Below are 19,281 nucleotides of genomic sequence, written 5' to 3' on the forward strand. Positions count from 1 at the left end.
GGTATATTTGCCTTATATCGGCAATACTACAGCCCGTACTTTTTGATTTTCCTCCAAAGGGTGCTCGTATCGATATTCAGGGCCGCCGCTGTGTCCTTTTTGCTTCCTCCGTGTTCTTTCAGAGCCTGACGGATCCGCTCCGCCTCCTCGACGTCTTTGTTCTTCTTCCGGTATGCGGTTCCGCCAGCCAGATCCCCGTCTCTTCCTGTTCCGCTCAGCCCCTGTTTCATCTGCACTCCACCCGCCAGGGCGATGTCCTCCGCTTCTGCCACCGGATGCTCGCAGAGCACACACAGACGCTCACAGAAGTTGCGAAGCTCCCGGACATTTCCCCGCCAGGGGCAGGACAGCATCAGTGCTTTTGCCTCCTCATCCAGATCCTTAAGCGTACAGTATGTCCGGTTCTGTTCATACCGGATATAGTACTCCATGAGCTCCAGAATGTCTCTTCCCCGTTTTCTTAACGGGGGAAGCTCCAGCCGCAGCACATCAATCCGGTAAAGCAGATCCTGCCGGAAAAGCCCGTCGCGGACAGCGGCCTGCATATCCCGGTTTGAAGCCGCAATAATGCGCACGTCAACGGGAATCACCTGATTTCCGCCAAGCCGCATGATCTCCTTCTCCTGAATCACACGCAGAAGTCTGACCTGAAGATTGGGCGCCATCTCCCCGATCTCGTCCAGAAAGAGCGTTCCGTTGTGCGCCAGCTCAAAAAGTCCTGCCCTTCCGCCTTTCACCGCGCCGGTGAACGCGCCTTCCACATATCCGAACAGCTCACTCTCGAGCAAAGCTTCCGGAAGCGCCGCGCAGTTGACCGCGACAAAAGGATTGTTGCGCCTGCTGCTTGCATTGTGGATACTCTGGGCAAAAAGCTCCTTGCCGGTTCCGGTTTCCCCGTGAATAAATACGTTGGATTCCGAACGCGCATATTTTTCCGCGATCCGGATCGTCTTTTTCATCACCACGCTGGAGCCGATAATATTGTCAAACTGGTATTTGGCAAACAGCCCCTTGCTGTGGAGCTGCTTTCTGATCCGCCCCTCATCCTCCTGAATCTTTTCAATATCCCGGAAAGTGACGATAAAGCCGTTAGTTGCTTCTACCCCCCCCCCCACTCCAAATTTACCGGCCAGCCGCACGCAGTTGACCATATACCGGCTTTTTCCAACCGTAATCAGCTTTGAGAGGACGTCGCTGTTCCGGTCTTTAAGAGACAGATCCGGCAGGAACTGATCCAGCCTTCTCCCGATCATCGGGAACGCCGTATCCCTGCTGCCTGTTCCCGTTTCTCTGCCGAGGTGTTCGCACGCATACCGGTTGGCCGACAGAATCACACCGTCCAGATCCGTGGAAATAATTCCTTCAAAAGAGTAATCCATAATCGCCTGGAGATACTCTCTTTTTTCCTTCTCCCTTCGGGAAATCTTTGTGGCAGTTACCGCCTCTTCCACCGCCTGGTAGATACTCTCCTTCCCGGATCTCAAAAGAATGTAAGGCACATTTCTCTGCCCCGCCACAAATCCCAGTGTCCGTCCTCCGATGACAGCTTCCACACCGTCGGCCTGCAGCATATCTATTGCGTTCTCCAGTTCATCGGATGAGCGCACGCAAAAAGTGCTTACCTGTACATCATCCATAAGTTCGTCCAGGGAATCCGCTCCGTAGATCATACTTGAAGTGCCGACAAAAGCAATTTTTCTCGCGTGATAAAGTTTCACACACTCTCTGACCGCCCTCATCATGTCAAAAGGCGAGACAAGCAGCTCGATTTTCGGGATACTCGTCCGTATCCGCTCTGCTGCAAAGCCTCTGACTATCACGATATCCGCCGCCCCTTCTTCAACCTCCACTTCACCGCTGATTTCTGCCTGGCGTATCTCATAGCTGATCTTTTCTTCTTTCAGAGTTTCAATCTCCCGAAAAGCCAGCTCTACCTGCTGTTCAACCTCCACATAAGGTATTACAAATAATATTCTGAGCATGTCTCCTCCTTTGATCGGGGACGTAGTAAAGTTAAATTCTGCTACGTCCCCAATTCAACTTCACCCTGTCCCTTTTTCACATTAGGCCTGTCCCTATTCTAGCATTTCTTCACATCTTCATCAATCGCACAAAAAGAAACCTCGTAAAATCAACATATTTCCTCTTCTAATTTCTACCCCTTCTAAAGATGCTGATTCAAAACACGAGCAAAACGAGCAGAATTAACCGTGAAAACGCAGACAATTGCAGAACAAATGCAGACTTTGGGACATGCTATACACCAAAAAGGGACAGGGGTATCTTCATTTGGGGACACAGTAAAATTCAATTGGGGACGTAGCAGAATTTAACTTTACTACGTCCCCAAAACTTATGAAAGTTCCAGCTTTCCGGTATATAATTGATAATACGTCCCCTTCAGCGCCAGCAGCTCCTCATGGGTTCCTCTCTCAATGATACGTCCATGCTCAAGCACCATGATCGCATCACTGTTGCGGATCGTTGAAAGCCTGTGGGCGATAACAAACACCGTCCGCCCCTTCATCAGGTTATCCATTCCTTTCTGAACAATGCTCTCCGTCCTTGTATCAATAGAGGATGTCGCTTCATCCAGAATCAGAACCGGCGGGTCCGCAATCGCAGCCCTGGCAATCGCCAGCAGCTGTCTCTGCCCCTGGGACAGCTCCTCGCCGTCACCGCTCAAGTGAGTGTCATACCCGTTCGGAAGCATCCGGATAAATCCGTCCGCATGCGCCAGTTTCGCCGCGTTCACTACTTCCTCATCCGTAGCGTCAAGCTTTCCGTAACGGATATTTTCTTTAATTGTACCCGTAAACAGATGCGTATCCTGAAGCACGATCCCAAGCGATCTTCTAAGATCTGCTTTCTTAATCTTGTTAATATTGATATCATCATAACGGATCTTTCCATCATCTACATCATAGAAACGGTTGATCAGATTGGTGATTGTCGTTTTCCCGGCTCCGGTGGAACCGACAAACGCAAGTTTCTGTCCCGGCTTCGCGTACAGCGTCAGGTCATGCAGCACCATATGGTCCGGCGTATAGCCAAATGTCATATCGTAGAACCGCACATCGCCCTTAAGCTCTGTATATGTGATCGTGCCGTCTGCCTGATGCGGATGCTTCCACGCCCACATACCCGTGCGCTCTCTGCACTCCACGATATTCCCGTCCGCGTCTTTCTTCGCATTGACAAGAGTGACATAGCCCTCGTCTTTCTCCGGCTCTTCATCCATCATATTGAAGATACGCTCCGCACCGGCCAGGGCCATGATAATGGAGTTAAACTGCTGCGCAATCTGCATAAACGGCTGCGTGAAACTCTTCGTGAACTGAAGGTAGGAAGCGATCGTTCCAAGCGTCATGTTTCCGATTCCGGCCACCGAGAGAAAACCGCCCAGTACTGCCGTGAGCACAAACTGAAGATTCCCCAGGTTTCCGATAATCGGTCCCATAATACTCGCGAATGTATGAGCATTTGCAGCGCTCTCAAAAAGCTTCTCATTGAGTTCATCAAATTCCTTTTCCGATATCTTCTCATGGTTAAACACCTTGACAACTCTCTGCCCGTTCATCCGCTCTTCCGCGAATCCTGTAACTGCCGCCAGATCGACCTGCTGCCGGATAAAATATTTCCCGCTGTTTCCCGCAACAACTTTTGACACAAAAGTCATCACAACGATCATCAGAACCGCCAGTGCCGTAAGAATAGGGCTTAACATCAGCATGGAAATAAATGTAACGACAATCGTAAAAGCTGACATCAGCACCTGCGGAATCGACTGGTTAATCATCTGCCGCAGCGTATCCGTATCATTGGTATAAAGACTCATGATAGAGCCCGTTGTATTCTGGTCAAAGTAACGGATCGGAAGCTTCTGCATGTGTTCAAACATTTCGTCCCTGACACGCTTTAACACACCCTGTCCGATCACCACCATCATCCTGCTGTATACAAATGTAGCAATTACGCCCAGAAGGAATATAATTCCCAGCACGGTAAGCGCCATATACAGTTCGCTGTAATTCGGATTTTCCTGACCGATCAGGGGAATAATATAATCGTCAAGAAGGTACTTCAGCGAAAGCGACACTGAAATCGACGCAACCGAGCTCATAAGAATACAGAAAATTACAACGATAAACTGTACTTTATATGTACCGGTCACATACCGGAGCAGGCGCTTCGCTGTCTTTATTGTCCCGGCGTTGATGCGGGGCTTTTCCTGCTTACTCATTGTCAGCGCCTCCCTTCATCTGTGATTCATAAACTTCTCTGTAGATATCATTCGTCTTAAGAAGCTCCTCAGATGTACCGATGCCGTTAATCTCACCGTCGTCCATAACAATAATCATATCTGCATCCTCAACCGATGAAATTCTCTGAGCAATGATGATCTTGGTAGTATCGGGAATCTCCTCTCTGAATGCCTGACGGATAAGCGCGTCCGTCTTCGTGTCTACCGCGCTGGTAGAGTCGTCAAGGATCAGGATCTTCGGTTTCTTGAGCAGCGCCCTCGCGATACAAAGCCTCTGTTTCTGGCCGCCCGACACATTATTTCCGCCCTCCACGATCATTGTGTCATATTTTGCCGGAAATTCCTGTATGAAGCTGTCCGCCTGGGCAAGACGGCAGACTCTCTGCACCTCTTCATCGGTCGCGTTCTCGTCTCCCCAGCGGATGTTCTCATATATGCTTCCCGTAAATAGCACGTTTTTCTGGAGTACCATGGAAACCTGGTCGCGCAGCGCTTTCAGGTTATAATCGCGCACGTCAACTCCGCCCACCTTCACACAGCCCTCCGTGACATCATATAGTCTCGGGATAAGCTGTACGAGCGTTGACTTGGCGCTTCCCGTACCTCCGATAACTCCGATGATCTGTCCGCTTTTAATATGAAGATTCACATCTTTAAGCGACAGATTTCCGCCTTTCCCCGAATAGCTGAAATTCACATGCTCAAAATCAATGTCTCCGTTTGCCACTTCTTTCTCGGCAGTCTCAACATCCACCATCTCGGGAACCTCATCAAGCACTTCGCTTATACGGTCCGTAGACGCCTCTGCGATCATAATCATGACAAACACAAAGGACACCATCATCAGTGACATCAGAATCTGAAGCGCATATACAATAACGCTGGTCAGCTCTCCTGTGAGCATCGTCCCCCGGATAATGCTCTCGCCGCCGATCAGCACCATAACGATGACAACCGTGTACACCGTAAACTGCATTACCGGGGAGTTCCACGCTACAATCTTTTCGGCGCGCGTAAAGAGGTTGAAAACAACGGTTGATATCTTTCCGAATTTCTCATTCTCATAATCTTCCCGCACATAAGCCTTCACCACTCTCGCCGCATTCACATTTTCCTGAACGGAATTGTTCAGTATATCATACTCGTCAAACACCTGAATAAAATGCGGATGCGCCTTCTTCGCGATAAAAATAAGCGCGCCCCCCAGAATCGGGATCGTGATCAGCATCATAATGGCAATCGGCATACTGATCGTCATCGTCATAATCAGCGACAGCACAATCATGATCGGCGCTCTGGCAAGCAGACGGATCGTGAACATATACGCCATCTGCACATTGGTAATATCTGTTGTGAGCCTGGTGACAAGTCCCGGCGTCGAAAAATGGTCGATATTTCCAAAAGAAAAATCCTGTATCTTGTAAAAAATGTCATGCCGGAGGTTTTTCGCATACCCCGCTGATGCAATCGCCGCAAGCTGACCGGCCTTTGCTCCGAAGAACAATGCCACCATTGCCATCAGAACAAGCAGAAGACCCATTTTCATAATGTAAGACATATCCCCGTTCATAATTCCCACATCGATGATATTCGCCATCAGAAGCGGAATCAGAACTTCCATCAGCACTTCCAGCGCCACAAGCACCGGAGTCAGAAATGATTGCCGTTTGTACTCCCGCACAGAACGGAGTAATTTCTTATTCATGGTCTGTTATCTCCTCTCTTCTTTTCTCATCACCTGACAAATTTTCGGACATCTGTTCCAGTACTTCAACACAGACGAGCAGCCTCTCCTCCTCTATCCCGCTTTTCAGAAGATTCTCTACATATCGGATATTTCCAAGGATATGTTCCCTTACCGCCTCCGCCTTATCTGTAGGAACAAGCTTTTTAAGCCGCGCATCCCGCTTCACCGGTTCCCGCATAATAAACCCGTGCTTCTCCAGCAGCTGCAAAATACCTGTGGCGGTGGAACGTCTGATCTGAAACTCCCTCTCCACATCCCTCTGATAGACTTCCTTCTTCATAGATTGAAATAAGATATAATGAAGGACAACCCGCTGCATATTCGTCCGCAGACTGTCCTCCTCTTCCGGCGCGCACATCTGACGCTTAAGCTGGTGTGAAATCCTGCTGATCAGCCTGCCCACATCATGGGCAGAGCTGCGTGCATCCTGAATTTCCATACCGCATACTCTCTCCTCACTTTAATTTGTTCGGTAACTAACAATATAGTATAAGGCTTTCTTTTTTATTGTCAATCATAACTTTATGCATTTTTTTGCGAACACGTCCGCCCCTTTCAGATTATCATATATTTTTCCTGTATTTCTCACCTTTTTAGCACAAAATTGTAGCAATATTCAACAAAAAATTGTATAATAAAGAAATAGTAGTATTAATGAAAGAGAGGGCTCATTTTATGAAACAAAATAACATGTTAGCTATGATCTTAGCCGGCGGCCGCGGATCTCGTCTGCATGACCTGACAAAGAAAGTCGCGAAACCGGCTGTTTCATACGGCGGAAAATACCGCATTATTGATTTTCCCCTCAGCAACTGTGCTAACAGCGGAATCGATGTAGTCGGAGTTCTGACACAGTATGAATCCATTCTTCTGAACAGCTATGTTGCAGCGGGTCGGCGCTGGGGTCTGGATGCAAAAGACAGCGGCGTCTATGTTCTGCCGCCGCGTGAGAAATCTGACGCAAATCTGGATGTGTACAGAGGCACAGCGGACGCCATCTCACAGAATATCGATTTCATCGATACATATTCACCGGAATATCTTCTTGTTCTCTCCGGTGACCACATCTATAAAATGAATTATGCCAAGATGCTTGCCTACCATAAAGAGTGCAACGCAGACGCAACCATCGCCGTCATCGAAGTGCCCATGAAGGAAGCAAGCCGTTTCGGTATCATGAACACGGACGAGTCTACCGGCCGTATCGTTGAGTTTGAAGAGAAACCGGAGCACCCGAAGAGCAATCTCGCATCCATGGGCATCTACATCTTCAACTGGAAACAGCTCCGCAAAATGCTGACAGCAGATATGAAGAATCCGGATTCCAGCCACGACTTCGGAAAGGATATCATTCCGACCATGTTAAACAACGGCGGAAACCTGTACGCGTACAAGTTCAAAGGGTACTGGAAAGACGTGGGAACAATCGATTCTCTCTGGGAAGCCAATATGGATCTTCTCGACAAAAACAATGAGCTTGACTTAAATGATTCTACATGGAAGATCTACACCGAGGACGTAACTGCCCTGCCGCAGTATGTGGGAGCCGCTGCAGTGATCGACCGCGCATTTATCACGCAGGGCTGCGTAATCGACGGCGAGGTGAAAAATTCTGTTCTGTTTACCGGATCAAAGGTTGCTCCCGGCGCAAAGGTAATTGACAGCGTGCTTATGCCCGGCGCAGAGGTCGCAGAAGGTGCCGTCGTAACCAGAGCGCTTGTCGCTGACGGAATCAAGATCGGCAAAAACGCAGTTGTCGGAAGCGCCGGCAGCGAGAACATTGAACTTGTCGCAAAACGTGTAAAGGGGGATGAATAAGATGAGCAAGGCATTTGGAATTATAAATTTTGCCGGAAATCACATCCGGGTAGACGGTCTTCAGAGCTTCCGTCCGGTAGGAGCATTCTCCTTCCTCGGAAGATACCGCACGATTGATTTTCCGATCTCAAATATGAGCAACAGCGGAATTGACTACATTCAGGTTTATGTACGGCAGAAACCCCGTTCCCTGACAGAGCACCTGGGAACAGGCCGCCACTATAACATCAACTCCAAGCGCGGCAATCTTCAGATCCTCTACGCTGAGCACAACCAGATCGGCGACGTATACAGCACAGATATCGCCGCTTACATGGAAAACATGGACTGCATCGAGGACATTGCGTTCCCGTACGTTGTCATCGCTCCGAGCTATATGATCTACACCGCAGACTACAGTGAGTTCTTAAAAGACCACATCGAGTCCGGCGCAGACATCACGATGATGTATCACTCGGTTGACAACGCAAAAGAGGCGTTCTTAAACTGCAATACGCTGAACATCAACAAGCAGAAAGGTGTTCTTTCCATTGAGCCAAACCACGGAAACGCAAAGAACAGAAACATCTTTATGGATACATACGTTATGTCCAAAGAGCTGTTCATTGATCTTGTAAAGAAGGCTCACAAGATGTCCTCCATGTACACCTTCTTCGATATTATCAACGAGGAGTGTACAGAGCTTGATATCCGCGCCATGTCTCACAGAGGCTACTTCGCGGCAATCGCGGATTTCAACAGCTATTACCAGGCAAACATGGATCTGATCGACCTCAAGCATGCATCTGACCTGTTCGATGATAAGTGGCCGATCTACACACGCACGAACGACTCCTGCCCGACTCAGTATTTCGAGGGCAGCAAGGTAACATCCTCCGTCATCTCAAACGGATGTCTGATCGAGGGAACCGTAGAGAACTCCATCCTCGGACGCGGATGCACGATCAAACCGGGAGCTGTCGTAAGAAACTGTGTTGTTTCTGCTGACGTTACCATCGGAAGAGGCGTTCACGCTGAGAATCTTGTGATCGACAAACATGCAAGACTTGTCCGCGGCAAGAGAGTGATCGCAGCGCCGGAAAAACCCGGATATATCAAGAGAGGGGACGCGCTGTAAAGAGAGTTCTCCTGATTTGACGGATAAAAACATGTGCAAGAGGCCGCGCGGGACAACGGGTATCACTCGCATACCCATTGTCCCGCGCTGGGTGCTTCCAATCAGAAGTTTTCACCGCCAAATCGGAAGGAAAATATAAAAAAGAGATCGGAACTTTAACGCTATAAGTACAGATGATTGATTACCTTAATCATCCTGTCCGTTTCCGCAGTCGTTAAAGTTTCGGTCTCTTTTTGTTTTTGACTGTCAATTCACTGTTGTATTTCCCTCTTCTTTGTGTTATTCTCTATCTACTCAGAGGATCTTATCACTATTATTTTCATTCTGATGAATTCTCATTTTCGGAGCTTCACATCGAGGCATTTACCCGACAATGAATGTATCATGAAACTGCAGCAATTAAAAATGGGAGGAAATGCTTATGGGAAATGCAAACGTTGCAGTCAATCAATGGCTGAGCAGCAAAGAAAGATTTGCAGATTTATTTAACGGAACTGTTTTTGGAGGCAAACAGGCAGTCCGCCCTGACGATCTCGATCAGCTCAAAGGAGAGTCTTCTGTAATCCTTCTGGACAAAGACAAAAAGTCCATCTCCTCCGGAAGATATCGGGATATCACCATGAGATGGAATGCCGGAGCGGATCTTGCCGTACTGGCAGTAGAAAGCCAGGATAAAATCCACTATGCCATGCCGGTGCGAAACATGGTATATGACAGTTTCAGCTACGCGGAGCAGGTTCGCCGAATCGGCCGCCTGCACAGAAACCGACAGGAAAATCAGAAAATATCCAAAGAAGAATTCCTGTCCGGATTTCATAAAGACGACAGGATTTTACCGGTTATCACACTGATCTTCTATTATGATGTAAAGGAGTGGAACGGTGCGCAGGATCTGTATGGAATGATGCAGATGCCGGGAAACTGGAAAATACCGATCAGTTCCGGACCGATTTACAGCAGGTATTCGGTATGTTAAAATACAGGAAAGACAAAAACGATCTTCAAAAATATATGCTGGAGCATAAGGCATATTTTTCAAATCTGGACAGTGAAAGTTATTACGCTGTCAGCGCCTTTCTAAGATCAGATCGGCTGCTGAAAAAGGCGTAGCAGGATATTGCATCAGGGAAGGAGGAAAAACTTGACATGTGTGAAGCGTTGGAAGAATTATACGAAGACGGAATCGAACGTGGTATTGAACAGGAAAAGAAACGCACCGCCCTCAGTCTGAAGAAAATGGGAATGTCAGAAGAACAGATTGCACAGGCAGTAGACCGGGATATCAGCATTGTAAAAGGATGGCTGAACAGCATCTGACATAAAAAGAGATCGGAGCCTTAACCACTGTACACCGACGTTTTGCCCGGTTGGTTAACGCTCCGATCTCTCTTCATTTTTACTGTCGATTTGCCAGGTGAAACCTCCGATTGGAAATATCCGGCACATGACAGAGGATGTCCCGCAGGGGACCGTAAAACAGCGCCGGCACTTGGCGCGCGTCCTCTGCGCGCTTAGTACCGCTGCGCTGTGTCCCGAACGCAAGTGTGTCCCCGAGGGATATCCTCTGTCATGTGAGGGCTTTCATTTTTCTGCCAAATCGCCCGGCATTATCATCTTCTGTTCTTCCGATAAATCACCGCCAGCCCTTTCAGCAGCAGATCATTATCCAGCACAATCTTCCGCCGGCAGTGGAGCACGATTTTCTCGGCCAGCCCTCCTGTTGCGACTACGGTCACATCTCCATGAAGCTCTTCGGAAAGCCGGTCAATGATCCCGTCAATCGCGGCGGCCGAGCTGTAGATCGTCCCGCTCTTCATGCACTCCGCAGTATTTTTCCCGATGATATGCTCCGGCGCCTCCAGGCTGATGCCGCCAAGCTGCGAAGCGTTGGCTGTCAGAGAATCCAGCGACACGCCGATCCCCGGGTAGATCATTCCGCCGATATAGTTCTTGTTCTCATCAATTACGCACACCGTATTGGCCGTACCCAGATCAAAGATCAGAAGCGGCACCGGGTACTCTGCAATTCCCGCCACAGAGTCCACCACAAGGTCACTGCCGAGCTGTGCCGGATTGTCGATCCGGATATTAAGTCCGGTCTTGATTCCCGCGCCCACAACAAGGACTTCTTTTCTTATAATCTTCTCCACCGCAATCTTCGCCACAGTCGTAATCTGGGGCACCACGGATGAGATGATGCCGCCCTCAATATCCGACCGCTTAATATGGTAGAGATCAAGCACGTTTTTCAGATCGAGCGCATATTCAAGCTCCGTCTTAGTCCTGACCGTGGAGAGACGTTCAACAAAGACGCAGTTCGGACCGTCCATGCACCCGAGTACGATATTTGTGTTTCCGATGTCTATCGCCAGAATCATGATCTAAAGCCCAGCCTTTCCTTTACATTTTTTCTGAGGAGAACCTTGCCGATGCAGAGCGTAAGCACGCCCGCCACGATCGACTCCGGCACTCCGTTGATCGCAATAATCGACAGAATATACATATACACTGCCGACACGCCCGTCGCCGCCACATCGTTGGCCGAAGCATACGCCTCGCCGAAAAACACGAAGATCAGATTCATGACGAGCAGCGTATTGACAAGAGAGCCCAGCACGCCCGAAAGGATGAGTCCGATATTGGACACGCCTTTTCTGCGCGTCTCTTCTTTCGCGAACTTCATAACCAGTTTATATACAAAATACGGTACTACGCCCACCAGAATACGCGGGACAAAGCAGATAATGATGCTGCCGATTCCGCCGCTGACTTCACCGATACTGTAAAACGGCGTGAACACAAAGGACGCGGGGGTCGGGTTTATCGTGTTGTTGATAAAGCTTGTCAGACCGAAAAGGAATCCGAGAACAGCTCCTTTCTTCGGCCCCATGAGCAGTGAAGCGACAATCACAGGCACGTGAAGGATCGTCGCCCTTGTGAATCCAAGATAGATATAGCCCAGATTGGGGGTAAAGGCCATGATGCATATGACTGCACCGAATATAGCCACCTGGACCATACTGATCGTGCTGTATCTGCTTCCTGCAGGTTTCTTCGTTATTGAATTGTTCATGATGATGCCTCCCTGTTATCATTCCCCTTTGGGGATACAATACTTTTGGCGCAGAAATGAAATTCTTATCTCATTGCCATAATCCGATCAATGATCTGCGAGGCTGTCTCCTCTTTTGACATTTTCCCGAGTGAAACTTCCTCTTTCTCCGTTATGATCGTCACTACGTTTGTGTCTCCTCCGAACCCGGCTCCGTCAACCCTCAAACTGTTGGCGACAATCATGTCCAGGTTCTTTTTCTTCAGTTTCTGTCTGGAATTTTCCAGCAGATTCTCTGTCTCCATGGCAAAGCCGCAGAGGAACTGTCCCTCCCGCTTTTCCGCTCCCAGATATGCCAGAATATCATCTGTACGTTCCAGTTCAATCGAGAGCTCCGAGTCTTTTTTCTTCATCTTTTCGCCGCTCACGTGCTTCGGCCGGTAATCCGCTACAGCCGCAGCCTTGATGATAATATCCTGATGAGCGGACCTCTGCGTAACCGCCTCAAACATGTCCCGGGCAGATTTTACCGCCACCGCTTCCACAAACTCCGGCGGCTTCAGCGCCGACGGACCTGTCACAAGCGTCACACATGCGCCGCGCCGCGCACATACGCGTGCAATCGCATAGCCCATCTTTCCGGTAGAATGATTCGTGATATAGCGCACCGGATCAATAGATTCCTGCGTCGGCCCTGCCGTCACAAGCACCTTCAGGCCTTTCATATCCTTCTCGCACGCAATCTCCTGAAGAATGTACTCAAGCAGAAGCTCCGGCTCCGCCATCTTTCCGGCCCCTGTGTCGCCGCAGGCCAGGTAGCCCACAGCAGGGCTGACCATTCCGTATCCATAGTTCTTCAGGATCTTCAGGTTGTCCTGTACGACCGGGTTCTCATACATGGCCGTATTCATGGCCGGTGCGATCAGCTTTTTGCATCTGCACGCCATAACCGTCGTCGTCAGCATGTCGTCCGCGATCCCGTGTGCCAGCTTCCCGATCACATTTGCGCTGGCCGGCGCAATCATGACCACATCGGCCTTTTTCGCGAGAGAAACATGCTCCACGCTGAACTCAAAGTTCCGGTCAAATGTGTCGATCAGACATTTATTGCCGGTGAGCGTCTCAAATGTGACCGGGTTGATAAAGTTGGTCGCATTCTCTGTCATCAGGACGTGGACGTCTGCGTTCAGCTTCTTCAGTGCGCTTGCCAGATACGCGGTTTTATACGCCGCAATGCTGCCTGTCACGCCGAGCAGGACTGTCTTTCCCTTCAGCATTTTGGTTCTTACCCCCTTTTTTACTTTTGCGAACCGTTATCCGATCTTTTGTGAACATCCCGCAGTTTTGTCGGGATTGCTCCGGTTCTGGTTCATTATATTGTAAAACAAGGGAAAAATCAATGTACACATTTCACGGAAATCCGCATATTTTGCGAAAAAACGCAGAAACTTTAAACCGTAACACACACATCTTCTGACAAAAAAGGAGTACATCAAAATGAACGAATCTACAAGAAAGCTTCTGGAAGAATGCAGTCTGGGCTGCCAGATGGCGGCCGCCGCCTTTGAGCAGGTGTCCGGATTCATCCGGGATTCAGAGCTTCAGAACCTGGTTGACGATTACACAGAGAAACACAGGTGTCTGGAAGAAGAGGCCGCCGCGCTTCTTGAAAGTTCCGGAAATCCCGAAAAATCTCCGGGGATTATGGCCAGCACGTTATCCTGGTTTACGACAGAAATCAAGCTGACTGCGGACAGCAGCAACACTCAGATCGCAAAACTTCTGATCGACGGCTGCAGCATGGGAATCAAAACGCTGGGCGAGAAGGCGAACCGGTTTGACGACGCGGAGAAAAGCGTCTCCGGACTGGCGCAGAGGATCATCCGGACAGAGGAGGATCTGATGAAAAAGCTGAAAGAATTTCTCTGATTTCTTTTTCTGATTCTTTTTTCTGATTCCCGGCTGCGTTTTATCTGTCCCTCAGCAAAACAGCCCCGTACCGCTCTTCTTCTGAAAGCGGTGCAGGGCCGTTTTTTCTTGTATTTTTACGGTATTTCTCTCTCTGTTTTTCTGATTACTGTTTCTTTGCTTTCATTTCCGAACGCTTCTTACCGTACCAGATCAGAACAGCCGCGTAAGCAACAGCCGCAACGATACCGATGATATAAGCACCGAACCACGGAATGTTGAATCCGATCTGCGCGTTCGCGATATATGTAACCGTGACAAACGCATACCATGTTCCCGGGATAAGCGGCATCCATGCGTACTTCGCCCTTCCTGTCTCAAACATCCATACCGTAATCGCCAGGAATGCGAACAGAGACAGACTCTGATTGGACCATGCGAAGTATCTCCAGAGGATGTTGAATCCGTCTGCGTTGCTCTTTGCAAATACGAGAATCACTGCCACAAGGACAAAGATTACTGCCGCAAGTCCCAGTCTTTTCTTCACAGACTTCTGATCCAGATGGAAGGAGTCAGCGATAGTCAGACGCAGCGCACGCAGCGCGGTATCACCCGATGTAATCGGAAGCACAATAACGCCGAGCAGTGCGATAATTCCGCCAACCGGGCCGAGGATATTTTTACATACAACACCGATCGTCGCTGTTGCAAGTGATGCGTTCGCTTCCTGAAGTCCCAGGTTGTAAACGCCCATTGCGCCTGCAGCCCATACCATAGCGATAAATCCTTCGATTACCATCATGTTGTAGAATGTCATGCGTCCCTGCTTCTCACTCTTCATTGTACGGGAAATGATCGCCGTCTGTGTGGAGTGGAAACCGGAAAGGATACCGCAGGCAACCGTGATAAAGAAGATCGGGATAAAGTGGTTTGCGCTGAAGTAGTCGCCATACAGAACAGCGCCTGCGTTCCAGTCATCCCAGAGATCTATAAGGGGATATCCTTTAACAAAGATTCCGATAAATACGCCGATTGCGGAGAAGAGAAGAATCGCTCCGAAGATCGGGTAGATCCGTCCGATGATCTTGTCAATCGGAAATACTGTAGCAATCAGGTAATATACAAAAATAACGCCGTAGATCACCCATGTGGACACCGAATCCACAGCGCCGTCAAACCCGAACACCTGCGTCGCCGCAATATCTCCCGGCGTGTAGATAAACACCGCGCCTACAAGAAGAAGCAGAAGACTGCAGAAGATCTGATAAAACGTGTACACACCCTTGTTGCTGTACCTGCGGATCATATCCGGCATCTGCGTACCGCCGTCGCGCAGGCAGATCATTCCTGAAAAATAATCGTGCATTGCTCCGCCTATAATGTTTCCGATCGGAATCGTGATAAATGCAATCGGTCCGAACAGGATACCCTGAATCGGTCCGAGGATCGGACCTGTACCTGCGATGTTAAGCAGGTTGATCAGGCTGTTCTTCCAGCCCCTCATAGGGACATAGTCCACGCCGTCCTGTTTTTCGTAGGCAGGAGTTTTCCTGTCATCAGGACCGAATACTTTCTCGCAGAACTTTCCGTAGAGCGCAGCGCCCACAAAAAGGATCACGAGGCCGATAATGAATGTAATCATATGTTTTGCCCTCCTTTTCCTTTGATAAGGAAATTATTTAACATACGAATATAGTATAATCATCCCGCCCCGACATGTAAATGATTTATTTTTATAAAATTTTTATTTTCTTTACAATTATATAATATTTCTCCATTAAAAAAGATCAAGATTGAAGCCGCGGTTGCAAACGCAGGGGAGGCCCGCATCGCTGTCTGGTCTGCCAAACAGGAAATGGAGCCGCCCCTGCTGAGGAGTATTGATGAAAACTTTATTCTTTAACTACGATTTTTGTATTCCAGATGCTTATAGTGGCAACGGTGGCAAGGACGCCAAAGATTACATAACTCATATCCAGAGATCCGGTGGCATCGGTGACAACACTCATAAGCTGCATTCCGAAAGAGGAAATTAAGGATACGCCGATGGTGATGTAACAGTTGGCGTTCTGGTATTCTCTCGCGCCGAAAGTTTTCATAATGGCGGAAGGATGCAGATTCGGTGTTCCGCCGGTCATGGAAGCCATGCATACGCCCGCCAGGATGATGAGAATAAAGTTGTCCGCACTGCCAAAATAGAAGCAGACCATCATAAGGACGTAACCGATACTCAAAATACGGCAGGAGAAAAAGGTGCCTACTTTATCATCGATCCATCCATAAACATAACTCAGTACGATACCCAGAAGGGACGCAAAAGTCAGGATGGTAAGGGCGGTGGGAGTGGCCACGTTTACCTCGTTCATACGGGAGATAAAGAATCCCATGACCGGGCCAATAGTTCCGGAGAAAATGCCAAATGTAATTGTCAGTCTCCAGGTATTGGGATTTGTGAGGATATCCTTCATAGTCAGCCGGGGCTTTTGGCGGGTAACGGTATTTTCTTCCTTTTTCACGCCGTCCAGAAGACCGTCTACAGTCAATCCCTTTTCTTCAGGAGTGGTCACGGCGAAGATAAAAGTCAGAACAGTAGCTGCTACGAGGATAGCGCCTACGATAAAATAGGTAAACTGAAAGCCCAGCGCATTCTGCCCCAGAGTGAGCAGAGTCGTAGATGTAGCTGAGTTCAAAGGCGCAGCAATGGTGACGATACCAAGAACCCGTCCCCGGCTTTTGTTAAACCAGGTGGCGCAGAGCTGAAAGCAAAGCATCTGAATACCATAGGTGGCAAGCTTTGTGATAAAAATGCCTGCAAAGAATACCATATATGCGGAGTCCGGAAGATTATAGGAAATACCTACCAGGAAAGTTCCGATGGCAGTGGCTGCAAAACTGATTGTGCCGAACAGCCGGGTTCCGTTTCTTTTTATAAAGCCCTTTTTCCGCGATATCCACGACTACTTTGGCAAAATCCTCATAGGAGATATAGCTCTGTCCGTCTTTATTTATAAGAGGTTCATCACTCTCTCCGATCAGATACTGACCGGTGTAGGATCCTTCATAATCGAATATTTCAGAAGGGCAGCACATAGTCCAGAGCACATCCTCTGAGCGGTACAGTTCGTCCAGCCCTTCCTTAAGATTCCTTGAAATCTCCCGAAGAAAGTCCGGAAAAGAAGGAGTCTCATAAATGTAAACCCGGTGAGTCTTATCGGCAAACAGACTACCGGCACCGCCTACGATGATCAGGTGGATACCGGATCCCCGGGTGAGACGGGCCAGATGAGAGATAGCCCGTCTGTTCTCTGCGGGATCAGCCTGAAAGCCGCTCCCGTAAGCGCTGATGACGACATCAGCTTCTTCCAGATCCTTTTTATCCAAAAGAAACAGGTCTTTTTTAAGAACCCGGGCTCTGAAGTCCGGAGAGTTCCCTGACCTTACGACGGCAGTAACCTGATGACCGCCATCAAGCAGACGTTTTACGATTTTCTGGCCAAGCCGTCCTCCGCCTCCGATTACGATCGTCTTCATTTTTCTTCCTCCCTGTCCTCTACTCTTTCCAGAAGGAAAATGGCGGGGCGTACGCCATCGGCACAGCAGGCGATATGCCGTTCGTCCAGGCCCAGAACCTTACCGCCTCCCACCAGTACATTTACCGGCATAACGAGAGCCTGCCAGGCCATCGCACAGAACCCTTCCGGCATTTCGTTGCCGAAAATGCCTCCGGTGATAAAAGTCTGCCCTTCTTTAAATACGGGACATTTTTCGGTTACAGGATGATCGCCGTATCGGGCTGAAAGTTCTTCAAACAATAATGTTTTTAATACAGTAATCTTACATCTTCTCATTTAATCTTCTCCTTACATCAATATCCGACGCTGGAACTTCCTCCATCGATGATAAGAGTCTGCCCCGTGATCATGGCTGATTTTTCCCCGGAAAGGAAAAGGACAGCGTGGGCAATGTCCTCAGGATCCGACAGTCTTCCAAGCGGAACCGGATTAAGCGCACCTTCAAATTTCAGTTCCTCCATCGCTTTTGTTTTGATTCCTCCGGGAGCGATGCAGTTGACCCGCACGCCTTTATCCGCCCATTCTGTGGCTGCCTGCATAGTGAGCGCCGTTACCGCGCCTTTGGAAGCGCTGTAATGGGCGGCTTCCATCCCTTTACGCATGCCGCGGATTCCGGCCATTGAGGACAGGTTAATAACAGCTCCGCCATGAAACTGCATGGAATACCGTACTGTTTCCCGCATGATAAAAAACATGCCCTTTGCGTTGACATTCAGCATTCGGTCCCATTCATTTTCTGTAATTTCCAGCGCCGGTTTACCTTGAAGAAGCCCTGCTGCCTGAACAAGGACATCAATTTTTCCAAAATCAAGGATAATGGACCGGATGGTTTCGGTGATCAATACATTTTTCCCCTCAAATTCTTTATTCATATCGGCCTCCCAGTATTAGTCCGTTAAGAACCGGACAGTATTTCCAGTGAGTTCCACTTTTTTAAAAACAGGCGTCTCCTGGTAGTGTATGTTGGGTGAGTGCATCACAAAAAGAAGTTTGCCCTCTGTAGTCTTGAAAAACATGCCGTGCCCTCCATTTTCCGGGTACACAGGCTCAGCCTGTTGATGCCACGGGCCTGAAAGAGAGCCGGATTCGGAGATGGCGAGCCCTACGGCGTATCCCTGTTCTCCCCATGCGGACCAGGCCATACCAAGAGATCCATCTGCCAGGCGGATCATGCAGGGGCCGTCGGTCAGATACACATCTCCGTCAATCCCCAGATCAGACTTGGCAAAGGGGATTGGTGTCACCCAGGGGGCATCTGTTCCTTTAAAAAGAAGTTGAGGTTCGCCGTCAGCTTTCTTCAGATCGGGAGTCAGACGCACATACCAGAACTGACCGTCCGGCACATCCTCAAAGGTACGGGAGAATACAAGATAAGGTACGCCTTCCTCCACGTAAAGTGTTCCATCTATGCTTGCCCATCCCGGCGGTGTGACCTGTTCGCTGTAAACGGAGTAAGGTCCTTCCGGCCGCTCGGCTTTCAAAATATACATGCAGGTTCTCACGGACTCTGACGCAAAAGTGGCAAATAGATAAAATGCGTCCCGGTAGCAGAAGCATTCTGGCGCCCAGTATTTTTCTGTGGCAAAAAAATCTTCCGGTTTGCGAAAGACTTCTATGGGATCGCTCCATTCCTGCAGATCCTCGCTGATATAGCAGTCAAAACCGTCGGCGGGACCCCAGGCCGTCATGCTTCTGGTGCCAAACAGATAATATTTGCCTTTATATGGCAGAATATAGGGATCGCGCACTTTAATTTCAGCAGTTTTCATTGTTATTGTCTCCTTTCTGTTTCAGATTCTTAAC

The 19,281-nt window shown here is 49.0% G+C and carries 18 protein-coding genes; 5 read left to right on the top strand and 13 right to left on the bottom strand.

The window, feature by feature from the left end:
• Positions 1–26 precede the first annotated feature (26 nt).
• The 4 genes from LKD70_RS09540 to LKD70_RS09555 form a co-directional block, all read right to left on the bottom strand.
• Positions 27–1,982: a sigma 54-interacting transcriptional regulator gene (locus tag LKD70_RS09540; protein ID WP_227707803.1), complete on the bottom strand. Its 1,956-nt coding sequence runs from the start codon at positions 1,980–1,982 to the stop codon at positions 27–29.
• Positions 1,983–2,353: 371 nt separating this feature from the next.
• Complete coding sequence (locus tag LKD70_RS09545; protein ID WP_227707804.1) at positions 2,354–4,243, bottom strand: ABC transporter ATP-binding protein; 1,890 nt, start codon at positions 4,241–4,243, stop codon at positions 2,354–2,356.
• A complete protein-coding gene (locus LKD70_RS09550) occupies positions 4,236–5,969 on the bottom strand; it encodes an ABC transporter ATP-binding protein (protein WP_227707805.1) in 1,734 nt (577 codons plus the stop codon). Before LKD70_RS09550 ends, LKD70_RS09545 begins: the two co-directional genes overlap by 8 nt.
• Positions 5,962–6,450 (bottom strand): MarR family winged helix-turn-helix transcriptional regulator, encoded by a 489-nt coding sequence (locus LKD70_RS09555; RefSeq protein WP_227707806.1) that lies wholly within the window; start codon positions 6,448–6,450, stop codon positions 5,962–5,964. Before LKD70_RS09555 ends, LKD70_RS09550 begins: the two co-directional genes overlap by 8 nt.
• 236 nt (positions 6,451–6,686) lie before the next feature.
• Here LKD70_RS09555 and LKD70_RS09560 point away from each other — a divergent pair, with 236 nt between their 5' ends.
• From LKD70_RS09560 to LKD70_RS09575, 4 genes are all read left to right on the top strand, one after another.
• Positions 6,687–7,829: a glucose-1-phosphate adenylyltransferase gene (locus LKD70_RS09560; RefSeq protein WP_227707807.1), complete on the top strand. Its 1,143-nt coding sequence runs from the start codon at positions 6,687–6,689 to the stop codon at positions 7,827–7,829.
• Between the two features lies 1 nt (position 7,830).
• Positions 7,831–8,946: a glucose-1-phosphate adenylyltransferase subunit GlgD gene (gene glgD, locus LKD70_RS09565; RefSeq protein WP_227707808.1), complete on the top strand. Its 1,116-nt coding sequence runs from the start codon at positions 7,831–7,833 to the stop codon at positions 8,944–8,946.
• A 421-nt stretch (positions 8,947–9,367) separates the two neighbouring features.
• Entirely contained in the window at positions 9,368–9,922 is a 555-nt protein-coding gene (locus tag LKD70_RS09570; RefSeq protein WP_227707809.1) for a hypothetical protein, read from the top strand.
• Positions 9,923–10,092: 170 nt separating this feature from the next.
• Positions 10,093–10,263, top strand: coding sequence for a hypothetical protein (locus LKD70_RS09575; RefSeq protein ID WP_227707810.1), 171 nt, complete (start codon positions 10,093–10,095; stop codon positions 10,261–10,263).
• A 293-nt stretch (positions 10,264–10,556) separates the two neighbouring features.
• On the opposite strand, the gene LKD70_RS09580 is transcribed toward LKD70_RS09575, so the two are convergent.
• The 3 genes from LKD70_RS09580 to coaBC all read right to left on the bottom strand — a co-directional run bounded on the left by LKD70_RS09580 (position 10,557) and on the right by coaBC (position 13,275).
• A complete protein-coding gene (locus LKD70_RS09580) occupies positions 10,557–11,324 on the bottom strand; it encodes a type III pantothenate kinase (RefSeq protein ID WP_227707811.1) in 768 nt (255 codons plus the stop codon).
• Positions 11,321–12,019: an ECF transporter S component gene (locus LKD70_RS09585; RefSeq protein WP_227707812.1), complete on the bottom strand. Its 699-nt coding sequence runs from the start codon at positions 12,017–12,019 to the stop codon at positions 11,321–11,323. The genes LKD70_RS09580 and LKD70_RS09585 overlap by 4 nt, the downstream gene beginning before the upstream one ends.
• A gap of 65 nt (positions 12,020–12,084) precedes the next feature.
• Positions 12,085–13,275: a bifunctional phosphopantothenoylcysteine decarboxylase/phosphopantothenate--cysteine ligase CoaBC gene (gene coaBC / locus LKD70_RS09590; RefSeq protein ID WP_227707813.1), complete on the bottom strand. Its 1,191-nt coding sequence runs from the start codon at positions 13,273–13,275 to the stop codon at positions 12,085–12,087.
• Between the two features lie 220 nt (positions 13,276–13,495).
• Between coaBC and LKD70_RS09595 the strand changes: the two genes are divergently transcribed.
• Positions 13,496–13,927 carry a hypothetical protein gene (locus tag LKD70_RS09595; RefSeq protein WP_227707814.1) on the top strand — a complete coding sequence of 144 codons (432 nt, stop codon included), beginning with the start codon at positions 13,496–13,498 and terminating at the stop codon, positions 13,925–13,927.
• A gap of 145 nt (positions 13,928–14,072) precedes the next feature.
• Here LKD70_RS09595 and LKD70_RS09600 read toward each other — a convergent pair whose 3' ends face one another.
• The 6 genes from LKD70_RS09600 to LKD70_RS09625 all read right to left on the bottom strand — a co-directional run bounded on the left by LKD70_RS09600 (position 14,073) and on the right by LKD70_RS09625 (position 19,247).
• Positions 14,073–15,548 (bottom strand): carbon starvation CstA family protein, encoded by a 1,476-nt coding sequence (locus LKD70_RS09600; RefSeq protein WP_227707815.1) that lies wholly within the window; start codon positions 15,546–15,548, stop codon positions 14,073–14,075.
• 250 nt (positions 15,549–15,798) lie between these two features.
• Positions 15,799–16,857: an MFS transporter gene (locus LKD70_RS09605; RefSeq protein ID WP_320442599.1), complete on the bottom strand. Its 1,059-nt coding sequence runs from the start codon at positions 16,855–16,857 to the stop codon at positions 15,799–15,801.
• Positions 16,751–17,437: an NAD(P)-dependent oxidoreductase gene (locus LKD70_RS09610; protein WP_227707816.1), complete on the bottom strand. Its 687-nt coding sequence runs from the start codon at positions 17,435–17,437 to the stop codon at positions 16,751–16,753. The genes LKD70_RS09605 and LKD70_RS09610 overlap by 107 nt, the downstream gene beginning before the upstream one ends.
• The gene (locus tag LKD70_RS09615) at positions 17,434–17,754 is read right to left on the bottom strand and encodes a TIGR04076 family protein (RefSeq protein ID WP_227707817.1); all 321 of its coding nucleotides are present in this window, start codon (positions 17,752–17,754) and stop codon (positions 17,434–17,436) included. Before LKD70_RS09615 ends, LKD70_RS09610 begins: the two co-directional genes overlap by 4 nt.
• A gap of 17 nt (positions 17,755–17,771) precedes the next feature.
• Positions 17,772–18,350, bottom strand: coding sequence for an SDR family NAD(P)-dependent oxidoreductase (locus tag LKD70_RS09620; RefSeq protein WP_227707818.1), 579 nt, complete (start codon positions 18,348–18,350; stop codon positions 17,772–17,774).
• 15 nt (positions 18,351–18,365) lie between these two features.
• Positions 18,366–19,247 carry a glycoside hydrolase family 43 protein gene (locus tag LKD70_RS09625; RefSeq protein ID WP_227707819.1) on the bottom strand — a complete coding sequence of 294 codons (882 nt, stop codon included), beginning with the start codon at positions 19,245–19,247 and terminating at the stop codon, positions 18,366–18,368.
• Positions 19,248–19,281: the final 34 nt, after the last annotated feature.

The organism is Ruminococcus turbiniformis (assembly GCF_020687545.1).
GTDB classification, from domain to species: domain Bacteria; phylum Bacillota; class Clostridia; order Lachnospirales; family Lachnospiraceae; genus Mediterraneibacter; species Mediterraneibacter turbiniformis.

Bases quoted from the DNA above. Each gene is read 5' to 3' on its own strand.
- LKD70_RS09540 (WP_227707803.1), bottom strand. From the start codon at position 1,982: ATGCTCAGAATATTATTTGTAATACCTTATGTGGAGGTTGAACAGCAG.
- LKD70_RS09545 (WP_227707804.1), bottom strand. From the start codon at position 4,243: ATGAGTAAGCAGGAAAAGCCCCGCATCAACGCCGGGACAATAAAGACA.
- LKD70_RS09550 (WP_227707805.1), bottom strand. From the start codon at position 5,969: ATGAATAAGAAATTACTCCGTTCTGTGCGGGAGTACAAACGGCAATCA.
- LKD70_RS09555 (WP_227707806.1), bottom strand. From the start codon at position 6,450: ATGGAAATTCAGGATGCACGCAGCTCTGCCCATGATGTGGGCAGGCTG.
- LKD70_RS09560 (WP_227707807.1), top strand. From the start codon at position 6,687: ATGAAACAAAATAACATGTTAGCTATGATCTTAGCCGGCGGCCGCGGA.
- glgD (WP_227707808.1), top strand. From the start codon at position 7,831: ATGAGCAAGGCATTTGGAATTATAAATTTTGCCGGAAATCACATCCGG.
- LKD70_RS09570 (WP_227707809.1), top strand. From the start codon at position 9,368: ATGGGAAATGCAAACGTTGCAGTCAATCAATGGCTGAGCAGCAAAGAA.
- LKD70_RS09575 (WP_227707810.1), top strand. From the start codon at position 10,093: ATGTGTGAAGCGTTGGAAGAATTATACGAAGACGGAATCGAACGTGGT.
- LKD70_RS09580 (WP_227707811.1), bottom strand. From the start codon at position 11,324: ATGATTCTGGCGATAGACATCGGAAACACAAATATCGTACTCGGGTGC.
- LKD70_RS09585 (WP_227707812.1), bottom strand. From the start codon at position 12,019: ATGAACAATTCAATAACGAAGAAACCTGCAGGAAGCAGATACAGCACG.
- coaBC (WP_227707813.1), bottom strand. From the start codon at position 13,275: ATGCTGAAGGGAAAGACAGTCCTGCTCGGCGTGACAGGCAGCATTGCG.
- LKD70_RS09595 (WP_227707814.1), top strand. From the start codon at position 13,496: ATGAACGAATCTACAAGAAAGCTTCTGGAAGAATGCAGTCTGGGCTGC.
- LKD70_RS09600 (WP_227707815.1), bottom strand. From the start codon at position 15,548: ATGATTACATTCATTATCGGCCTCGTGATCCTTTTTGTGGGCGCTGCG.
- LKD70_RS09610 (WP_227707816.1), bottom strand. From the start codon at position 17,437: ATGAAGACGATCGTAATCGGAGGCGGAGGACGGCTTGGCCAGAAAATC.
- LKD70_RS09615 (WP_227707817.1), bottom strand. From the start codon at position 17,754: ATGAGAAGATGTAAGATTACTGTATTAAAAACATTATTGTTTGAAGAA.
- LKD70_RS09620 (WP_227707818.1), bottom strand. From the start codon at position 18,350: ATGAATAAAGAATTTGAGGGGAAAAATGTATTGATCACCGAAACCATC.
- LKD70_RS09625 (WP_227707819.1), bottom strand. From the start codon at position 19,247: ATGAAAACTGCTGAAATTAAAGTGCGCGATCCCTATATTCTGCCATAT.